Source organism: Pleionea sp. CnH1-48 (assembly GCF_024124665.1).
Taxonomy (GTDB): domain Bacteria; phylum Pseudomonadota; class Gammaproteobacteria; order Enterobacterales; family Kangiellaceae; genus JAMXSB01.
The window spans coordinates 363,242-377,533 of record NZ_JAMXSB010000001.1; the positions used below are offsets into that span (position 1 = coordinate 363,242).

The 14,292-nt window shown below is 44.5% G+C and carries 9 protein-coding genes; 1 reads left to right on the forward strand and 8 read right to left on the reverse strand.

What is annotated here, in order from left to right; genetic code table 11:
- Positions 1-73 precede the first annotated feature (73 nt).
- The 8 genes from NH399_RS01620 to thrC form a co-directional block, all read right to left on the reverse strand.
- Positions 74-1,447, reverse strand: a complete 1,374-nt coding sequence (locus NH399_RS01620; RefSeq protein ID WP_253036664.1) for a DUF1329 domain-containing protein — start codon at positions 1,445-1,447, stop codon at positions 74-76.
- A gap of 13 nt (positions 1,448-1,460) precedes the next feature.
- Positions 1,461-3,353 carry a DUF1302 domain-containing protein gene (locus NH399_RS01625; protein WP_253036665.1) on the reverse strand — a complete coding sequence of 631 codons (1,893 nt, stop codon included), beginning with the start codon at positions 3,351-3,353 and terminating at the stop codon, positions 1,461-1,463.
- A 244-nt stretch (positions 3,354-3,597) separates the two neighbouring features.
- Positions 3,598-3,822, reverse strand: coding sequence for a DUF2835 domain-containing protein (locus NH399_RS01630; RefSeq protein WP_253036666.1), 225 nt, complete (start codon positions 3,820-3,822; stop codon positions 3,598-3,600).
- Entirely contained in the window at positions 3,822-5,132 is a 1,311-nt protein-coding gene (locus NH399_RS01635) for a saccharopine dehydrogenase C-terminal domain-containing protein (RefSeq protein ID WP_253036667.1), read from the reverse strand. The genes NH399_RS01630 and NH399_RS01635 overlap by 1 nt, the downstream gene beginning before the upstream one ends.
- 82 nt (positions 5,133-5,214) lie before the next feature.
- On the reverse strand, positions 5,215-6,342 hold the full coding sequence (locus NH399_RS01640) for a M14-type cytosolic carboxypeptidase (RefSeq protein WP_253036668.1): 1,128 nt from the start codon (positions 6,340-6,342) through the stop codon (positions 5,215-5,217).
- A gap of 292 nt (positions 6,343-6,634) precedes the next feature.
- A complete protein-coding gene (locus NH399_RS01645) occupies positions 6,635-7,252 on the reverse strand; it encodes a chalcone isomerase family protein (protein WP_253036669.1) in 618 nt (205 codons plus the stop codon).
- A 555-nt stretch (positions 7,253-7,807) separates the two neighbouring features.
- Positions 7,808-10,408, reverse strand: coding sequence for a bifunctional aspartate kinase/diaminopimelate decarboxylase (locus tag NH399_RS01650; RefSeq protein WP_253036670.1), 2,601 nt, complete (start codon positions 10,406-10,408; stop codon positions 7,808-7,810).
- 91 nt (positions 10,409-10,499) lie between these two features.
- Entirely contained in the window at positions 10,500-11,879 is a 1,380-nt protein-coding gene (thrC, locus tag NH399_RS01655) for a threonine synthase (RefSeq protein ID WP_253036671.1), read from the reverse strand.
- A 568-nt stretch (positions 11,880-12,447) separates the two neighbouring features.
- Between thrC and NH399_RS01660 the strand changes: the two genes are divergently transcribed.
- A complete protein-coding gene (locus NH399_RS01660; RefSeq protein ID WP_253036672.1) occupies positions 12,448-13,632 on the forward strand; it encodes a TonB family protein in 1,185 nt (394 codons plus the stop codon).
- Positions 13,633-14,292: the final 660 nt, after the last annotated feature.

The window sequence follows — 14,292 nt, forward strand, 5'->3', positions numbered from 1 at the left end:
ATAAGTGTAAATTTTCTTGAAGGTTAAAAAAAGGCCGGCATAAACCGGCCTTTATATCAGATCAATGCTCTGATTATCGACGTCCAGCTCGACGTAACGCCGCAGGCGTAAAGTCTTTTGCTGTGCGCTTGATATCGAAGTTATACATGTTGTCTTCGTTATCCAGACCGATGGCAATATAACGACCCGCTTTTAAGTCGTGAATTACATCGAGAGTAGACCACAAAGTTGGAACTTCATAGTAATTTATTGCATAAGCAAAACCTACGCGCCATAAATTGTCAGAGTTATCATAGATGTCAGTTACCAGCGCCTGCCAGCTATCTTCATCCAAGTAGAATACACGCTTCTTATAAACATGACGTGTATCATCTTTCAATGATGCCTCAACAACCCAAACACGGTGTTTTTCCCAACGTGCCAAATCAGGGTTGATATGACCAGGTTTTACAATGTCATCATAGGTTAAGCTGTCTGAGTGCAAACGATAGTTATTGTATGGTACATACATCTCTTTTTTGCCGATCAACTTCCAGTTGTAACGATTAGGAGCACCGTTAAACATATCGAAGTCATCAGTAGTTCTCAGACCATCAGCCGCTGTACCCGGAGCATCATAAGCTACGTTAGGAGCACGACGAACACGACGCTGTCCAGTGTTGTAAGTCCAAGCTTGACGAGGTTTTTTCACCTGATCCAGAGTTTCGTGAACCAACAATGCAGTACCAGCCAAACGCGAAGGTGATTTAACCCACTGTTTGAACAAGAACAACATGTTACCTTCGGCCAACTCTTCAGGCGTCATACCTTCACGAGTATAGATCTGGTCTAGCTCGTCACGGAACTTAACAACGGTGTAATCACCACTACGAGTCGGAGTCACCTGTCCAGTGTCACGCAGTGCGGTTTCACCACGGTAACGTACGATGTGATTCCAGATAGCTTCCACACCGTTTTTAGGCATTGGGAAAGGAACACCAATGGCGATATTCGCAATACCGTTACCGCCCTGCACTAACTCAGCGTTTGCCGCGTATTTACGTGTCGCTTCATAAACATACTCTGGGTATGAAGCTGTACGGCGAGTTTGATACACAGGCATTTTGAAGGTATCAGGATACTGGGCAAACAATGCCATAATGCCAGGAGACAACTCGGCCTCATACTCTTTGGCATTTTGAGCAGTAATAGTAAACAACGGCTTATCGTCAGCAAATGGATCAGGGTGGTGATCACCTACTTTGTAGCCTGCTGGAGGTTGAGTAATACCGCCAGTGTACTCAGGGATAGTCCCATCTTTATTGCCTGCCTTTTCGGCACCTGTCATCGTCAAGTCTGCGCCTAAGCGTTTCGCTTCTTCAGGCGTCATTTTCGCTTCAGCAGTGCCACTGGCTAATGCAAACGCAATGGCTCCTGCTACGATACTTTTCATCACTTTTAAATTCATTTCACCAACCTTCTTAGAATGAATAACTGCCAGTTAGAGCCACGAAGTCTCTGTCAGACAATAAGTTTTGAGTTCCACCACCTGAGAACATATTATAGGAAAAATCAAATTTCCACTTCTGCAGGTAGTCAGCAGTTACACCCAACGCCGTGGCTTTACGGCCTTCAATGAAGTTAGCAATAGGTACAGGTGTATTACCGCTTACATCATGTTGGAATATAATTCGAGGTGTTAAGTTCCATCCTGCGATGGCATCTGGGTATTCAGCACGTAACACCGCACGGTAACCCCAAGAGAAATCATCCGCGAAACCGTTGGTTTCTACACCTTCTAGACCTGTTGGATTGCCGTTCGCGTCAAACTCAGCACGAGCCACGTTACCGCTACGAGCAGTACCAGGAGCTTCAAAACGCAATTCGTCCTGACTTGGCATGTCTTCAATCTGGTTGAAGCCCACTTCAACCAGTGCAGTCCACTGAGAAGCACCCATTCCAGGCCCTAAGAACGAAGTCAATGTGAACTGGCCCTGCAAGTTGTTGAACAAGCGGTAACCAGAAATCTCATCGCCCATATTTGGAGAACCTGCAATCTGCGATGTACCAGGAGGTACCGCACCAATCGGCTCAAGGGTCTTAAATAGAATTTCTACATCGTCAATCTGTAGAGGCTCATCGATACGGTAAGATAACTCACCAGCAATCGATAGACCGCTATCGGTTGATGTATTGAAGCTGATACCATATAGCTCGATATCTTCGATGTATTCGAAGAATCCTGTCACACCAGTGTAGTTCGCTGCACCCACAGGAACGATGCTATATGCATTCGCCGTAATGACCGGACGACGGTTATGGTAATTGATGTAGTAAAAGCCAAACTCAGTGTCATTTAACTCTGGCGAATACCAACCTAATTTGATACCAAACTGACCATCATCGCGCGCATCACGATCGTCTAGACGTAGAGCACGATTGCCAAAGCTTTCGTCGTCAGCTGTGGTTAAAGGATTGAAATCATTAGTGAAAGGGTCGTCTTCTGGACGAATACCAAAGCCCAATGAAATATACTGTTCGTTAGCACGATATTCACCCGCATAATCAGTTGTCGAGAAATAAGTGCCAGCTTCGTCTAAACGAACATGCTCCCACTCAAACTGAATGTAGGCTTCTAACGTTAGATTTTCGGTGAGGTCAAAAGAGCCCCATAAAGTTTGCACGGGGATAAAGGCTTCTTTCAGCTCAGAACCAGGAACACGCAGTTTGGTAGCATCAAGGGCGTTGGCTTCAGAAATACTGTGTTGAATAAACGTACTCTCACCCCAGTTGATAACCTGCTCACCTAAACGCAATTGTAATACCGACTCTTCAAACTCAAAAGTATGGTAGATATAAGCGTCTAAGATACGGGCATCAGAACCCTGAATGTCTTTTGACTCTTCTGCGATAGCGCGGAAACGGCGATCGTCGTCTTTAATTTCTGCATCGTAGAACCAGGTTCCACGAGCAAAGAAACCAAAGCCGCTAGAGTGCTGCATACCAAAGTCATGGCTGCCTTTGAATACTTTAGAGAAGGAATCCCACTGATGAAAGTTAAGGTTACCGTCGTCACCATTGTTTGAGTAAGACCCTACTCGGTTTTGCAAAGGCACAAAAGGAATGCCGTTAGGATCTAAAGCGACGTTGCTAGGATCTTTGGTGTGACCGATAAGATTGAAATCTCTTTTTTCGGCACGCCAACTGATACCCGCAGATAATGTAGAGTCGAAGCTACCTTCCCAGTCTCCCCAAGAAATATCGATGGCCTGGCTCGGCATAGCAGCTGTTAGTGCAATCGTGACAGCTGTTGCGACCTTGGTCCATCGAGGAGATAAGGAATGAGCACCTTGGTTAAGCCCTTTTTTTATCATCTTTTTTTACCTTCCCCGTTTGATTTTATGGATGTATTTGGCTTGTAATTGACCAAAACAAATTCAAATACACAATCTGCCAGATTTAGAAAATGAAACAAAATTCACCGACACCAAAGCAGATTACTTCTGACGTTATTATTCATAATCGTCCGACCAGTTTAAAGCATTTTTTTTGATGCGTATATATTGTTGTATATCAATGAGTTATAGTCACAACCAAGCTGACGCACCGCAACATAAACTAACCGCTAATTTTATTTAATGACATAAAACGGTGGTTTTGGTCGGTTTCTAATCGAAAAACACCATTAATTCCATTGTGGGTAACATGGGGCTGGAAGTGCCTGGCGGCAATTCGAATAGACTGCCCACTGCGCGCTACACAATGAAGATGAGTGGCCTGCCCACGATAAAGTCGTAACCATTCATGAGCAGGAATGTTCAAATCAATGATGTAGCTGGCCATTAATCAAAAAAGCGCTCCTGAAAAGCTGGCACAGTTTTTTCTTCACAAATAATCCCCTCTTTTTCTAACCCAGCCAACAACGGCTCATAGAAAACTGGGCTCACAGGAATCTTAACACCCGACTCCGTTATTTGACCGTCGAGAACTAATTGACAGGCAATAGCAACGGGATAGCCTACGGTCTTTGCCATGGCAGAAAAGCCGCCCGCTTCGCCTTTGACGACCAGTGTCGAAGTTAAGTTTTCTACGGTATCTTGTTTCTTCACTTCAAACTTATGCTGCAACACGATCATATCGAACTCATCCGCTTCGTAGTTCAACTTTTGCTGCAATAAGGCACAGAAAACGTCCAGCATGGTGTTTGCAACTGGCAGCGGCTCATCAGCCGAGAAGCCCAGCCACTCTAACGCTTCTAACACTTCAGCAGAAAAACCAAAGTCCAGCGCATCTACTTGAGCTTCAAACCACTGTTGCCAGGTTTTACCTTCCAACTGCGAAGGCTCGACCGGCTCAAGGCTCAACAGCCCTAATGCACGAGCGGCCTTAAAGATCTCTGCAAAGCCCTTATAACGTAAAGTACCGCGAATTAAATTTTGAACTTCAGGGATATTGTAAGCTTCACGATAGTTACTGGAATCTCGATTAGGATACCCTTCTAAATCAAACTCATCGGTAACATAAACATCGTTTACATTATCCAATAAGGCATCTGGAGCTATGTCAGAAATAGCGCCCGACTTCAAAAAACGTGCTTCATTGAGCAGCGCAAGTAGCACTGCACGCGGCGCCCAGGCAAACTTGTAACCAAGTGGATTGTTATTACACTCAGGCGCAGGTAATCCGCCGCACCAGGAGGCAAAGCTGAGCACTTCACCCTGTTCGGCATGAACTTCATCAATGATTTTCATCGCCGACAGGTGATCAATACCCGGATCAAGGCCAATTTCGTTTAACACCAGCACACCTGCTTCTGACGCTTTTGCATCCAGAGCTTTCATCTCTGGGCTCACGTAAGAAGCGGTGATCATTGGCTTTTTATGCTCAATGCATAGTTCGGCAATCGCCACATGGAAGAGATACGGCACCAGACTGATCACCAAATCATGTTGCTCTACCAAAGCGCCCATCTGTTGCTTATCGCTAACATCACCCTGCATAGCCTTGATGCGCGGATGCTCACCTGCCAAGGCTTCTGCTTCGGCCAAGATGTGTGAAACAAGGGTAATCTGGTTGTTTTCGTTACGGGTTAAGTACTCAACCGCTGGACCAGCAACAAAGCCAGCCCCTAATATTAAGATGCTTTTTTCCATAATGGTCTTCTATTCGATCATATTGAGCTGCTGAGCGCAGCATGTTGGTTGTCGCCGCTGAACCAGCGGCATCCAAAAGTGATTATTGTGTGTCTAGCAGTGCCTGATAAATTGGCTGCAACATGGATTGCCCTAACAATTGACTGCGCTGTGCTGACCAGCCTCGCTCCAAATCTGGGTGATTGGCATTGTCTTTAAAGGGCATTTCTAGCGTTAACGAAAGACACTTAAAGGTTTCGCCTACCCACGAGCTCGCAATACTCAAATCGGCTTTACCAGGCTCATCTTTCGGGTAGCCATATTCATCTTGAAACTCAGGTGTCGCTGCTTTAAATCGCTCGATAAAGTTCTTTTCTGCAGTCGCCAGAGACTCATTGTAAGAAGGAATACCTTCAGAACCCGCGACAAAGTTATAGGGCAACCCTTCATCACCATGAACATCAAAAAACATGTCTACGCCCAGTTTTTCCATCTGTTCACGCACCAGATAAACTTCTGGGCTGAGTTCCATGGTGGCTTTGTCCCACTCACGGTTGAGGTTGATGCCTTTGGCATTGGTTCTCAAGTGACCACGTTCAGACCCATCAGGGTTCATATTTGGCACAACATAGATTGTCGCTTTAGATAGCATATCTCGCGACAAAGCATCATCGCTATCAAGTAAGCGATCTAACATTCCCTCTATGAACCACTCAGCCATGGTCTCGCCAGGGTGCTGTCGCGCAATGATCCAGATGTTTTTGTCAGCCTCTTGGTTACCCAGTACCAACATGTTCATTTCGCGACCATCTAAGGTATAGCCCAGAAGCCGATGCTCACACTCAGGATGTAGCTGAACCTGCTGCACCAGATTCATGTGGCGCTCGTAGGTGTAAGGAGCAAAATAGGCAAAAAAGGCAGCAGGGGCATCAAACTCTAGTTGAAAAGAAAGCTCGCCGTCTTTGTATTCTGTCGGAATTCGAAACCACTCATGGCCGTCATAGCTACAAAGGGTCTGATAACCTTCCCACCCTTCTGGATACGCACAGTCTTTAGCATCTTTAAGGCTAAAGTTAACCTGCTGGCCAACTTCAGCAAAGGCCTTGAAATAAAACCACTGTTTAAACTCAGATTGATTGTCGTTGCGGATAGAAAGAGAAACCTGCTGAGGATCAGAAGCATCTAATACCTGGATGTTTCCGCCAGCAAAGTTGTCATTGATATGAATCATAAAAAGAAAACTGCTTTCAAGTCAGAAAGCAGAAGCATAATAGTGCGAACGGGCATTGTAAATGCCCAATCCCCAATATCGCTAACAAGCAGCCAGCTCCGACCTGTTGTCGGAGGGCTCAGGATTGACTACTTTTTGGATTGAACGCCTCTGTTGTGTCTAAAATGCCATCAACGACAGTGAGATGCATGGCTAGATTACTGCATGCGAACAGCGAGTAACCTGGAGTAATGGCACTATGGCCTCAAACCACAAGGCCAATATCAGAGTCATTAATTAAGGTCTAATACAATTAAGAGTCTACGTAACGCTTAAGAAGAGCCACGGCGGTTTCATCATCGTTGTTGCCAACAAGCCCAGCTTTAAACGCGGTACTCGAAGGTTTTTGACCCAACCAGGCTTTCATTAGAACTTTATCGAATCCTTTGGTGCGGAATCGTCCTAATAGATCGCCGTTATAACGAATCGAAACACTTTTGCCTGGCATGATATCAAACTGCAGCTTATCACCTTGTTTATAGATGCCACGAAACAGTCCAATCAACTCGCGCAACTCTCTGCGATAAGCTCCCAACTCAGAAGGGTCATTATTGATTTTGAGCGCTGTTGCTAACTCACGACCAAAGCTTCGTGCTGATACTCGCTCAAGTAAAAATTTGATTTCGAGACGTTTAGGTGTATTTAAGAAAATAATATCGGTATCAATGCCAGACTTTGTCTGCAAGTAAAGTGCAGCAATATAGTAGTCGGCATTCAGCTTTTTGGCTGCCCCCATACCGTTAAGAAAAACATCGTTACCATCAACTGATGATTTTTGTAATGAATAGATGGCCTGATTGTCGGCAGCCGATACACTCAGCCCACCAACCATGAATAATAAAACAAAGGCTACTTTGGTTAATTGTCCCACGTTACTTCCTACCCCCCAGTATGACTGAACAAACAACTGATCCAAAACCTCAATGTCCAGTCCTTCGGAACAGGTAACGCATGCGGCAATCGCCTGCCACAAACTACCAATAAGCTTTAATCATTCAGTTATTAACAACCGCCCACTTTTATCTCAAATAAGCGATATTAAATAAAATAAAGATTAATAACTGTTGTTTATACCATGCTTATTCTGACGAATTTAGATCAATTTTTTATAAAAGTCATCGTTTTATAAAAAAAAGAGTTAAAATGAGGTAAATAGACGGCTATATCTCAATACGCCTTGAATATATTACGAATTCTAATGCCCCAAGGCTCATCAATTGCATATATACCATAAGTATTTCGTGGTGCAGGTAGGCGGCCAGCAAGCGAATCCTCTGAGCTTAGATACATTAAGTGATTGGGGTGAGTGCGCGCATCCAACACCGCTGCACCTTGAAAGGCGACGGGTATAAGTGGGTGTATCCATCCCTTTTGTTCGTCCTTCGTTAGCACCTTAAAGGTGCAGGTGCTAACGGATTTAACTGAGTTACAACGTCAGTTCTTTAGCGGGTGCTCTCATATTGTATTGTGATGACATCACCGCTCCATAAGCCCCAGCATTAGCAATCAACATAACATCACCCTCAAAAGATTCGGGTAACATTCGGTCCAGCCCCAGTTTGTCGGCAGTCTCACATATCGGGCCAACGACAGTCATCTTTTCGGTAGCCGCCTGATCAATGCGAGATAAATTAACAATGGGATGATAAGCACCGTATAACGCAGGACGAATCAAAGAATTCATCCCAGTCTCAACTCCAAGATACAAAGATCCTTGCTTGCCTTTTGTTTGCGTCACTCGAGCCAACAAAACACCACTTTGCGCAACAATATATCGCCCGGGCTCCATCCACAATTCGATCCCCTCTAGCGACTGCTTTAAGGTTGCTAACGACTCATCAACTTTTTGTAAATCCAGAGGTTGTTGTTGAGGTCGTTCAACAATACCTAAGCCACCTCCCAAATCAATATATTTTAAGTCAGCAAAATGGCGCGCTAGCTGTGCCAACCGAAGACCATTCTTTTGCCAGTTTCCAGACGTTAAAATGCCGCTCCCTACATGGCAATGCAAACCGATTACTTGCAACTCTAACTCTTTTATCAACTCTAGTGATTGTTCCAGACTACTGAGTGGAATACCAAACTTAGCTTCGTTGCCTGCGGTTTTTACATGTTGATGATGACCTTCACCTTGTCCGGGGTCGATCCGTAACAAAACTTTTTGACCAGCAAAAAGTGATTTCCAGTTTTGTAATGGATACAGATTATCGAGTGTTAAGAAAATGCCGGCCTCGATGGCAGCTTCATATTCTTCACGGGGCGCAAAGTTAGGCGTAAAAAGAATACGCTCGCGATCAAGATCTGGGAACAAGTTTAAAACGTATTCCACTTCATTCCAGGACACACACTCCAGACCAATGCCGGAGTTGACAGCGACCTCAAGAATATCTTTGTGAGGATTCGCTTTGATAGCGTAGAACACGCGATCAATATTCTTCAATTGTTGCACCTGCTTAATTTGTGCTTCCACTTTGGCAAGTGAATAAACATAACTTGCACCTTGCTTATGAGCAATGTCGATCAATTCCAAACGTTGCTCATACCACCAGTGTTCTTGGCGATTAAGGTTGTCATCACTATTGGCTAAATTAAAAATTCGTTGCCAAGAGTGCCCCATTTGCTCATTCACACCGAGCGTAGCAATCAAAGAGTCATGCAGTTTTTCAACTAATGGTGCTGCATCATTTTCGTTAATTACGAAAGTAAAGTTTAAGTCATTAGACGCTTGAGTCAGCATGTGCACCGAACGGTTTTGGAATGCATCAAACGCAGAACTCAGTTGCGATAACAACATACGAATCGAGCGCCCTACAATACTGACGGCCGCACAATCGCGAATAATCGAAACACGACAAAATGACTCTAGTCGCGAAACGAGCTGTTCAATTCTTTGAGTATCAATGCCCTGAGTCAACTTATCCAGCGTGACGGTAACATTGGTTTCGGATGTCGAAACCTGATCAATAGATAGACCCAACTCATCAAAGCAACCAAACGCCTGAGCAAGAAAGCCAGGTTTTCTCCACATGTCCGAAGTTTCCATCGAAATCAAAGTCACACCACTGCGCACAGAAATCGCTTTAACCTGTGGATCGTTTTGCGAGAAGTGACCGATGAGCGTGCCACCTTTGCCGGGGTCAAAAGTAGAACCAACAAACACGGGAATATTTTCTTTTCGCGCTGCTCTTAAACAACGCGGATGCAAAACTTTTGCACCTGTTGAGGCAATTTCTTGCGCTTCTTTGTACTCCAACTGCAACAGTTGGCGTGCTTGAGGTATGACTCTTGGGTTTGCCGAAAACATGCCAGGTACATCTGTCCAGATATCCACTTGTTCTGCGCCAATGAGTGCTCCCAGACAGGTCGCTGAAGTATCCGATCCACCACGCCCTAAAATGACGGTTTCACCACAAGAGTTACAGGCAATAAATCCCTGGGTAATAACAACGTCTCCCATACTTGAAAGTGTCTTACGGCGCTTTTCGCTATAAGCAACTTCACACTCTGCGTTCAAATACCGATCACTAAGCGATGTTGCTGGATTATCATGGGTAAACAACCACTCTCGAGCATCCGTCCATATCACTTCTCGATTTAATTGCTGCTCCAGATAAGTACGAATTAGTTGCGATGACAACAACTCTCCTGTCGACATAATGTCAGCAATAGCAGAATAACGCTCAACATGAACATGATTACGAAACTTATGATAAAGCGCAGGCAAACGCTGCAGCGTATCTTCAATAAACCCGTCTAATGTTGCATCTTGAATGCCCAAAGGCGTCATCAACTGCTGATGTCTTTCGCGCAACTCGGCTGTCACCTGATCAACAGAAACCTCTGACTCATCCTGAATCAAAGATTCAAGCAAGTTAGACACACCGCTCAGTGCAGACACAACGATCAACACCTGTTTCTTTTGTCGCTGATAGTCGCCTACGATAGTAACTAAATTAGCTAACGATTCTGGAGACGAAACACTTGTTCCACCAAACTTTGCTACGACTGAGCGTTGATTTAAAGTCATGCTTTTACCTTTATTCCATTCAACCGCCAACGCACATTCTTATGCATTGGCAAAACAAACGATATTATTTATTTGATATTCAGTTTTTAATCTAAGAAACGGATACTTGATGCTGCAAAATAAACTCTCTAACCTGTCGAATATCATTTTCGATAGGATATCGAACCTGAGGTTTATTTTTTAATTGAGCAACGGACGTTGGCAACTCAATGGGAGACTGGCACACTTCAACCAGCGTTTCTTCAAATTTAACGGGGTGCGCCGTCGATAAACACACCGTGCTCTCATCGCCGCAATGATCCGCAGCGACCAGACCCACCGCAGTATGAGGATCAACAGGACAGCCTAATTGTGACAACTCTCGCATCTTGTCTCGTGTTTGCTCATCAGAAACAGAGTAGACAACAAATAACTCACGAAAGCGGTCCATCAGCTCAGGCTCCAGGCGATACTCTCCTCGCTCAGCGAGCTGCTTCATCTTGGCATTCACATACTCGCAATCTCGATCAGCCAGTTCAAACAACAAGCGTTCAAAATTACTGGCCACTTGAATGTCCATTGCAGGACTTAAAGTTGCCCGCGAAAGACCGGGCGCATAAACACCATCAGTGTATAGGCGCGCCAGCAAATCATTCTCATTACAAGCGACGATAAACTGCTTTACTGGCAAACCACTGCGATGCGCATAATAGCCTGCCAATACATCACCAAAGTTGCCTGTCGGCACGGCAAAAGACAAATTATCAACTCGGCTCACCTGGCAAGCCGCTGAGAAGTAATAAATCATTTGCGCCATAATCCGGCACCAGTTAATTGAATTAACCGCACCTAACGCCACCTGCTGGTTAAACTCGGGATCAGAAAACAGTTGCTTAACAATGGCTTGTGCATCATCGAAGCTGCCTTTCAAAACGAGTGGAAAAATATTGTCTGCCACACCCGCAGTCATCTGCAGCTCCTGAACCTCAGAAACCCGTTGATCTGGGTACAACACAAATACCTGGCAATGACTCAAGTTTGATAGTCCTGCGATGGCCGCTCCGCCAGTGTCACCTGATGTGGCCGCTAAAACACTAATGGAGCGCTGTTCTTGCTCAAGCAGCTGAGAAAAGACCTGACCTAAAAACTGCAATGCGATGTCTTTAAACGCTAACGTGGGACCATGAAACAACTCAAGTACCTGATAACGGCCGTAGGACTCAACGGGCGTCACCGTGGGCGTAGAAAACCCCTGATAAGCCGATGCAGTCAATGCCTCGATTTGTGCCGACGAAAAATCTTCCTGCATAAAGTGCGAGAAAGCCTGATTAGCAAAAGATGTATAGCCCGGCCACTGATTTGGAAGCTCAGAATCCCACAACTGAGGAAAATGCTGCGGAACATACAATCCCCCATCATCGGCTAAACCTTGCAGCACGGCATCAGAAAAAGATGCCTGCTTATGTTTGTTTCTGGTACTGATGTATTTCATAAAACCTCTGATATCCCGAGACATCTAAGCATAGTGCAAAAGAGCATGAATGGCGCAAAAACAGTAACTTAGCCTGACTTTACTGAGCTAGAAATGCTGCAAAAGAAACAACCAATTCCCACCAAAAAAGTGCCTTCTTTAAGATTATTAACTAGCAATTATTTTGATAAAATATCTTGTAAAAACAACAACTTTTTGGTTATATGGTGGATGATATTACAAACGATTATGAATTTGGGTACTGCTCGGCAGTTTTTGCTTAAATTCCATGCTAAGCGAAGAACCACGTAATGTTATGGTGCTATCGCCCTACTCATCAGACTTTCAGGGTGTTGCAGCGTAATCAAACGACTCTCTGCCAGCCGTTGTAATATGAGTTGTACCTATTGAATTTAAAAAGCAGTTGTATAATATTAAAATCGTATCGCGCTTTTGATTACAATCTGTGCTTCACGTTAACTAAAGAGCTTAAAATATTGCAAGCTCGATAGGATAGCATTGAATCTCAGATAACTGATTAGTGAAACATACTCACTTTAACCGATGTATTGTGTAAGTGGAGAGTTATATGAATCTACGCCAGTTGTTTTCGCGTTTGAGCAGTATTTTAGTGCTCAGCCTTATCAGCTTAACCTGCTACGGAATGGAAACCGCCACTTTAGAGGATGGTAGCCAAGTCCAGTTAAAAGGTATTGGGCTAGCGAAAGAACTGCGTAACGATGTCTACATTGGCGCATTGTTCGTCCCTCCTGGCGTTAATTCTCTTAACGTCATCAAAGAAAACTCCACAGCCAAACGAATGTCACTACGATTTGTTATCGACAACTACTCCAATCGAAAAATTGGCCGTCACTGGAAAGAACGCATCGCCATGAACAACCCTCGTGAAGTTTGGCGTCCATTGACCAAAGAAATTGTGACCTTCTCTAATTTATTCAAAGAGAATTTTATTCGTGGTGACGAAATAAATCTGGATTTTGTTCCAGGCAAAGGAACCTTGGTTTACATCAATGATGTTCTCTTCGATACGATTCAAAACCCTGACTTTTTCTCTCTTCTGATGAATGCCTGGGTTGGTAGCGTGCCACCAACCAAAGCGTTTAAGGAAGGGATACTGGGCGAATCATCGCAATCAACCAGTAAAAATCTAAAAACCAAGTTTGTTGCTTTGGCACCTATCAAAGGACGCATCAAGCTGCCTGAACCAGAAGTTGTTGAAGCGCCAGTAGAAACCGTTGCCGCCAAAACTCAACCCGCTAAAAAGCCAGCAGCGACTCCCAAAAAGACAACGCCAAAACCAACGCCTAAGCCTCCAGTGAAAAAAGTGGTGAAGAAAGACCCACCCAAGAAAACACCAGAAAAAACACAGGTTGCGGTGGTTAAAAAGCCAGTTATCAAGCCTACGGTTCGTCCTAAAATTCAGCTGCCTGAGCCAGAATTTGAAGATGATTACATTGATGCCGACTTGATTCGTGGTAGTTTTGTTAGAGAACTCATTAGCGAAGTTCGTAAAAATCAAACCTATCCAGTCAAAGCATTACGTAATGGCGAGCAAGGCGAAGGTACTGCTCACGTTATTATTGACCGTTCAGGCGAATTGATCGAAGTGATGTTGCTGGAGCGCACAGGTTCTCGTGAGCTGGATAAAGCAGTCATCAAGATGATTCGTAAATCAGCACCATTCCCAAGGGTGCCAGAAGAGCTTGAAGAGCCGCAGTTTGAGTTTGACGTTCCGATTGTGTTTCAGCTTTAATGTTTCTTAGTTGCTAAAAAAACTCTCTTCGGAGAGTTTTTTTATGTCTGTTGTTTGGTGATTATTATTAGTTCAAAAGATCTTCTGTTACTTCTCTACTCTTTTAGTATGTCGGGTTTCGCCAGATAGCGAATTTCTTCGCTTAAAGTATTTGCTTGATTCAAAATACTTTCTTAACTCCCCTACTCTTTTGAAATATTGGGTTTCGCCAGACGGCGAATTCCTTTACCAAGAGCTGTAAAGGAATCAAAGAGCCCTTGGTCGCTGCGCTGGCATTTGTTCAGCAGGGATTTTGTAGGTTGAGTATGTCTGTTAATTCTAAAGGGATTTTTTGGTCTTGTCTGTGCCAAGGAAGATTCGAACTGACTTTGTTTTTTGTCTCGTTCTCTTTCTTAGCTCAAAATTGTCAGACGACTCCTTTGTGACTGGATGAGAGCGGAGTAAAGACTTAGACCGCACTGGCTTGCTGCACGGACGCAGCAAGAGTCTTATCCGCACAAGGATGTGCGTATAAGACGATCAGTCGAAGGGCTAAGGCTTTACGGAGTGGTGCCGAAGGCCTCATCTTTGGAACATAGCCCTTTTTCGTCCCTTTTGTGGGCTTACAAAAGGGACTCGCCTGGCAGAGGCGAAACCTGCAGCAGAAAGCAAGTAAGAACT

What these genes read in the sequence shown, in the direction of transcription:
- NH399_RS01620 (WP_253036664.1), bottom strand. Translation starts at nt 1,447, where the DNA reads ATGAATTTAAAAGTGATGAAAAGTATCGTAGCAGGAGCCATTGCGTTT.
- NH399_RS01640 (WP_253036668.1), bottom strand. Translation starts at nt 6,342, where the DNA reads ATGATTCATATCAATGACAACTTTGCTGGCGGAAACATCCAGGTATTA.
- NH399_RS01650 (WP_253036670.1), bottom strand. Translation starts at nt 10,408, where the DNA reads ATGACTTTAAATCAACGCTCAGTCGTAGCAAAGTTTGGTGGAACAAGT.
- NH399_RS01660 (WP_253036672.1), top strand. Translation starts at nt 12,448, where the DNA reads ATGAATCTACGCCAGTTGTTTTCGCGTTTGAGCAGTATTTTAGTGCTC.
- thrC (WP_253036671.1), bottom strand. Translation starts at nt 11,879, where the DNA reads ATGAAATACATCAGTACCAGAAACAAACATAAGCAGGCATCTTTTTCT.
- NH399_RS01625 (WP_253036665.1), bottom strand. Translation starts at nt 3,353, where the DNA reads ATGATAAAAAAAGGGCTTAACCAAGGTGCTCATTCCTTATCTCCTCGA.
- NH399_RS01635 (WP_253036667.1), bottom strand. Translation starts at nt 5,132, where the DNA reads ATGGAAAAAAGCATCTTAATATTAGGGGCTGGCTTTGTTGCTGGTCCA.
- NH399_RS01630 (WP_253036666.1), bottom strand. Translation starts at nt 3,822, where the DNA reads ATGGCCAGCTACATCATTGATTTGAACATTCCTGCTCATGAATGGTTA.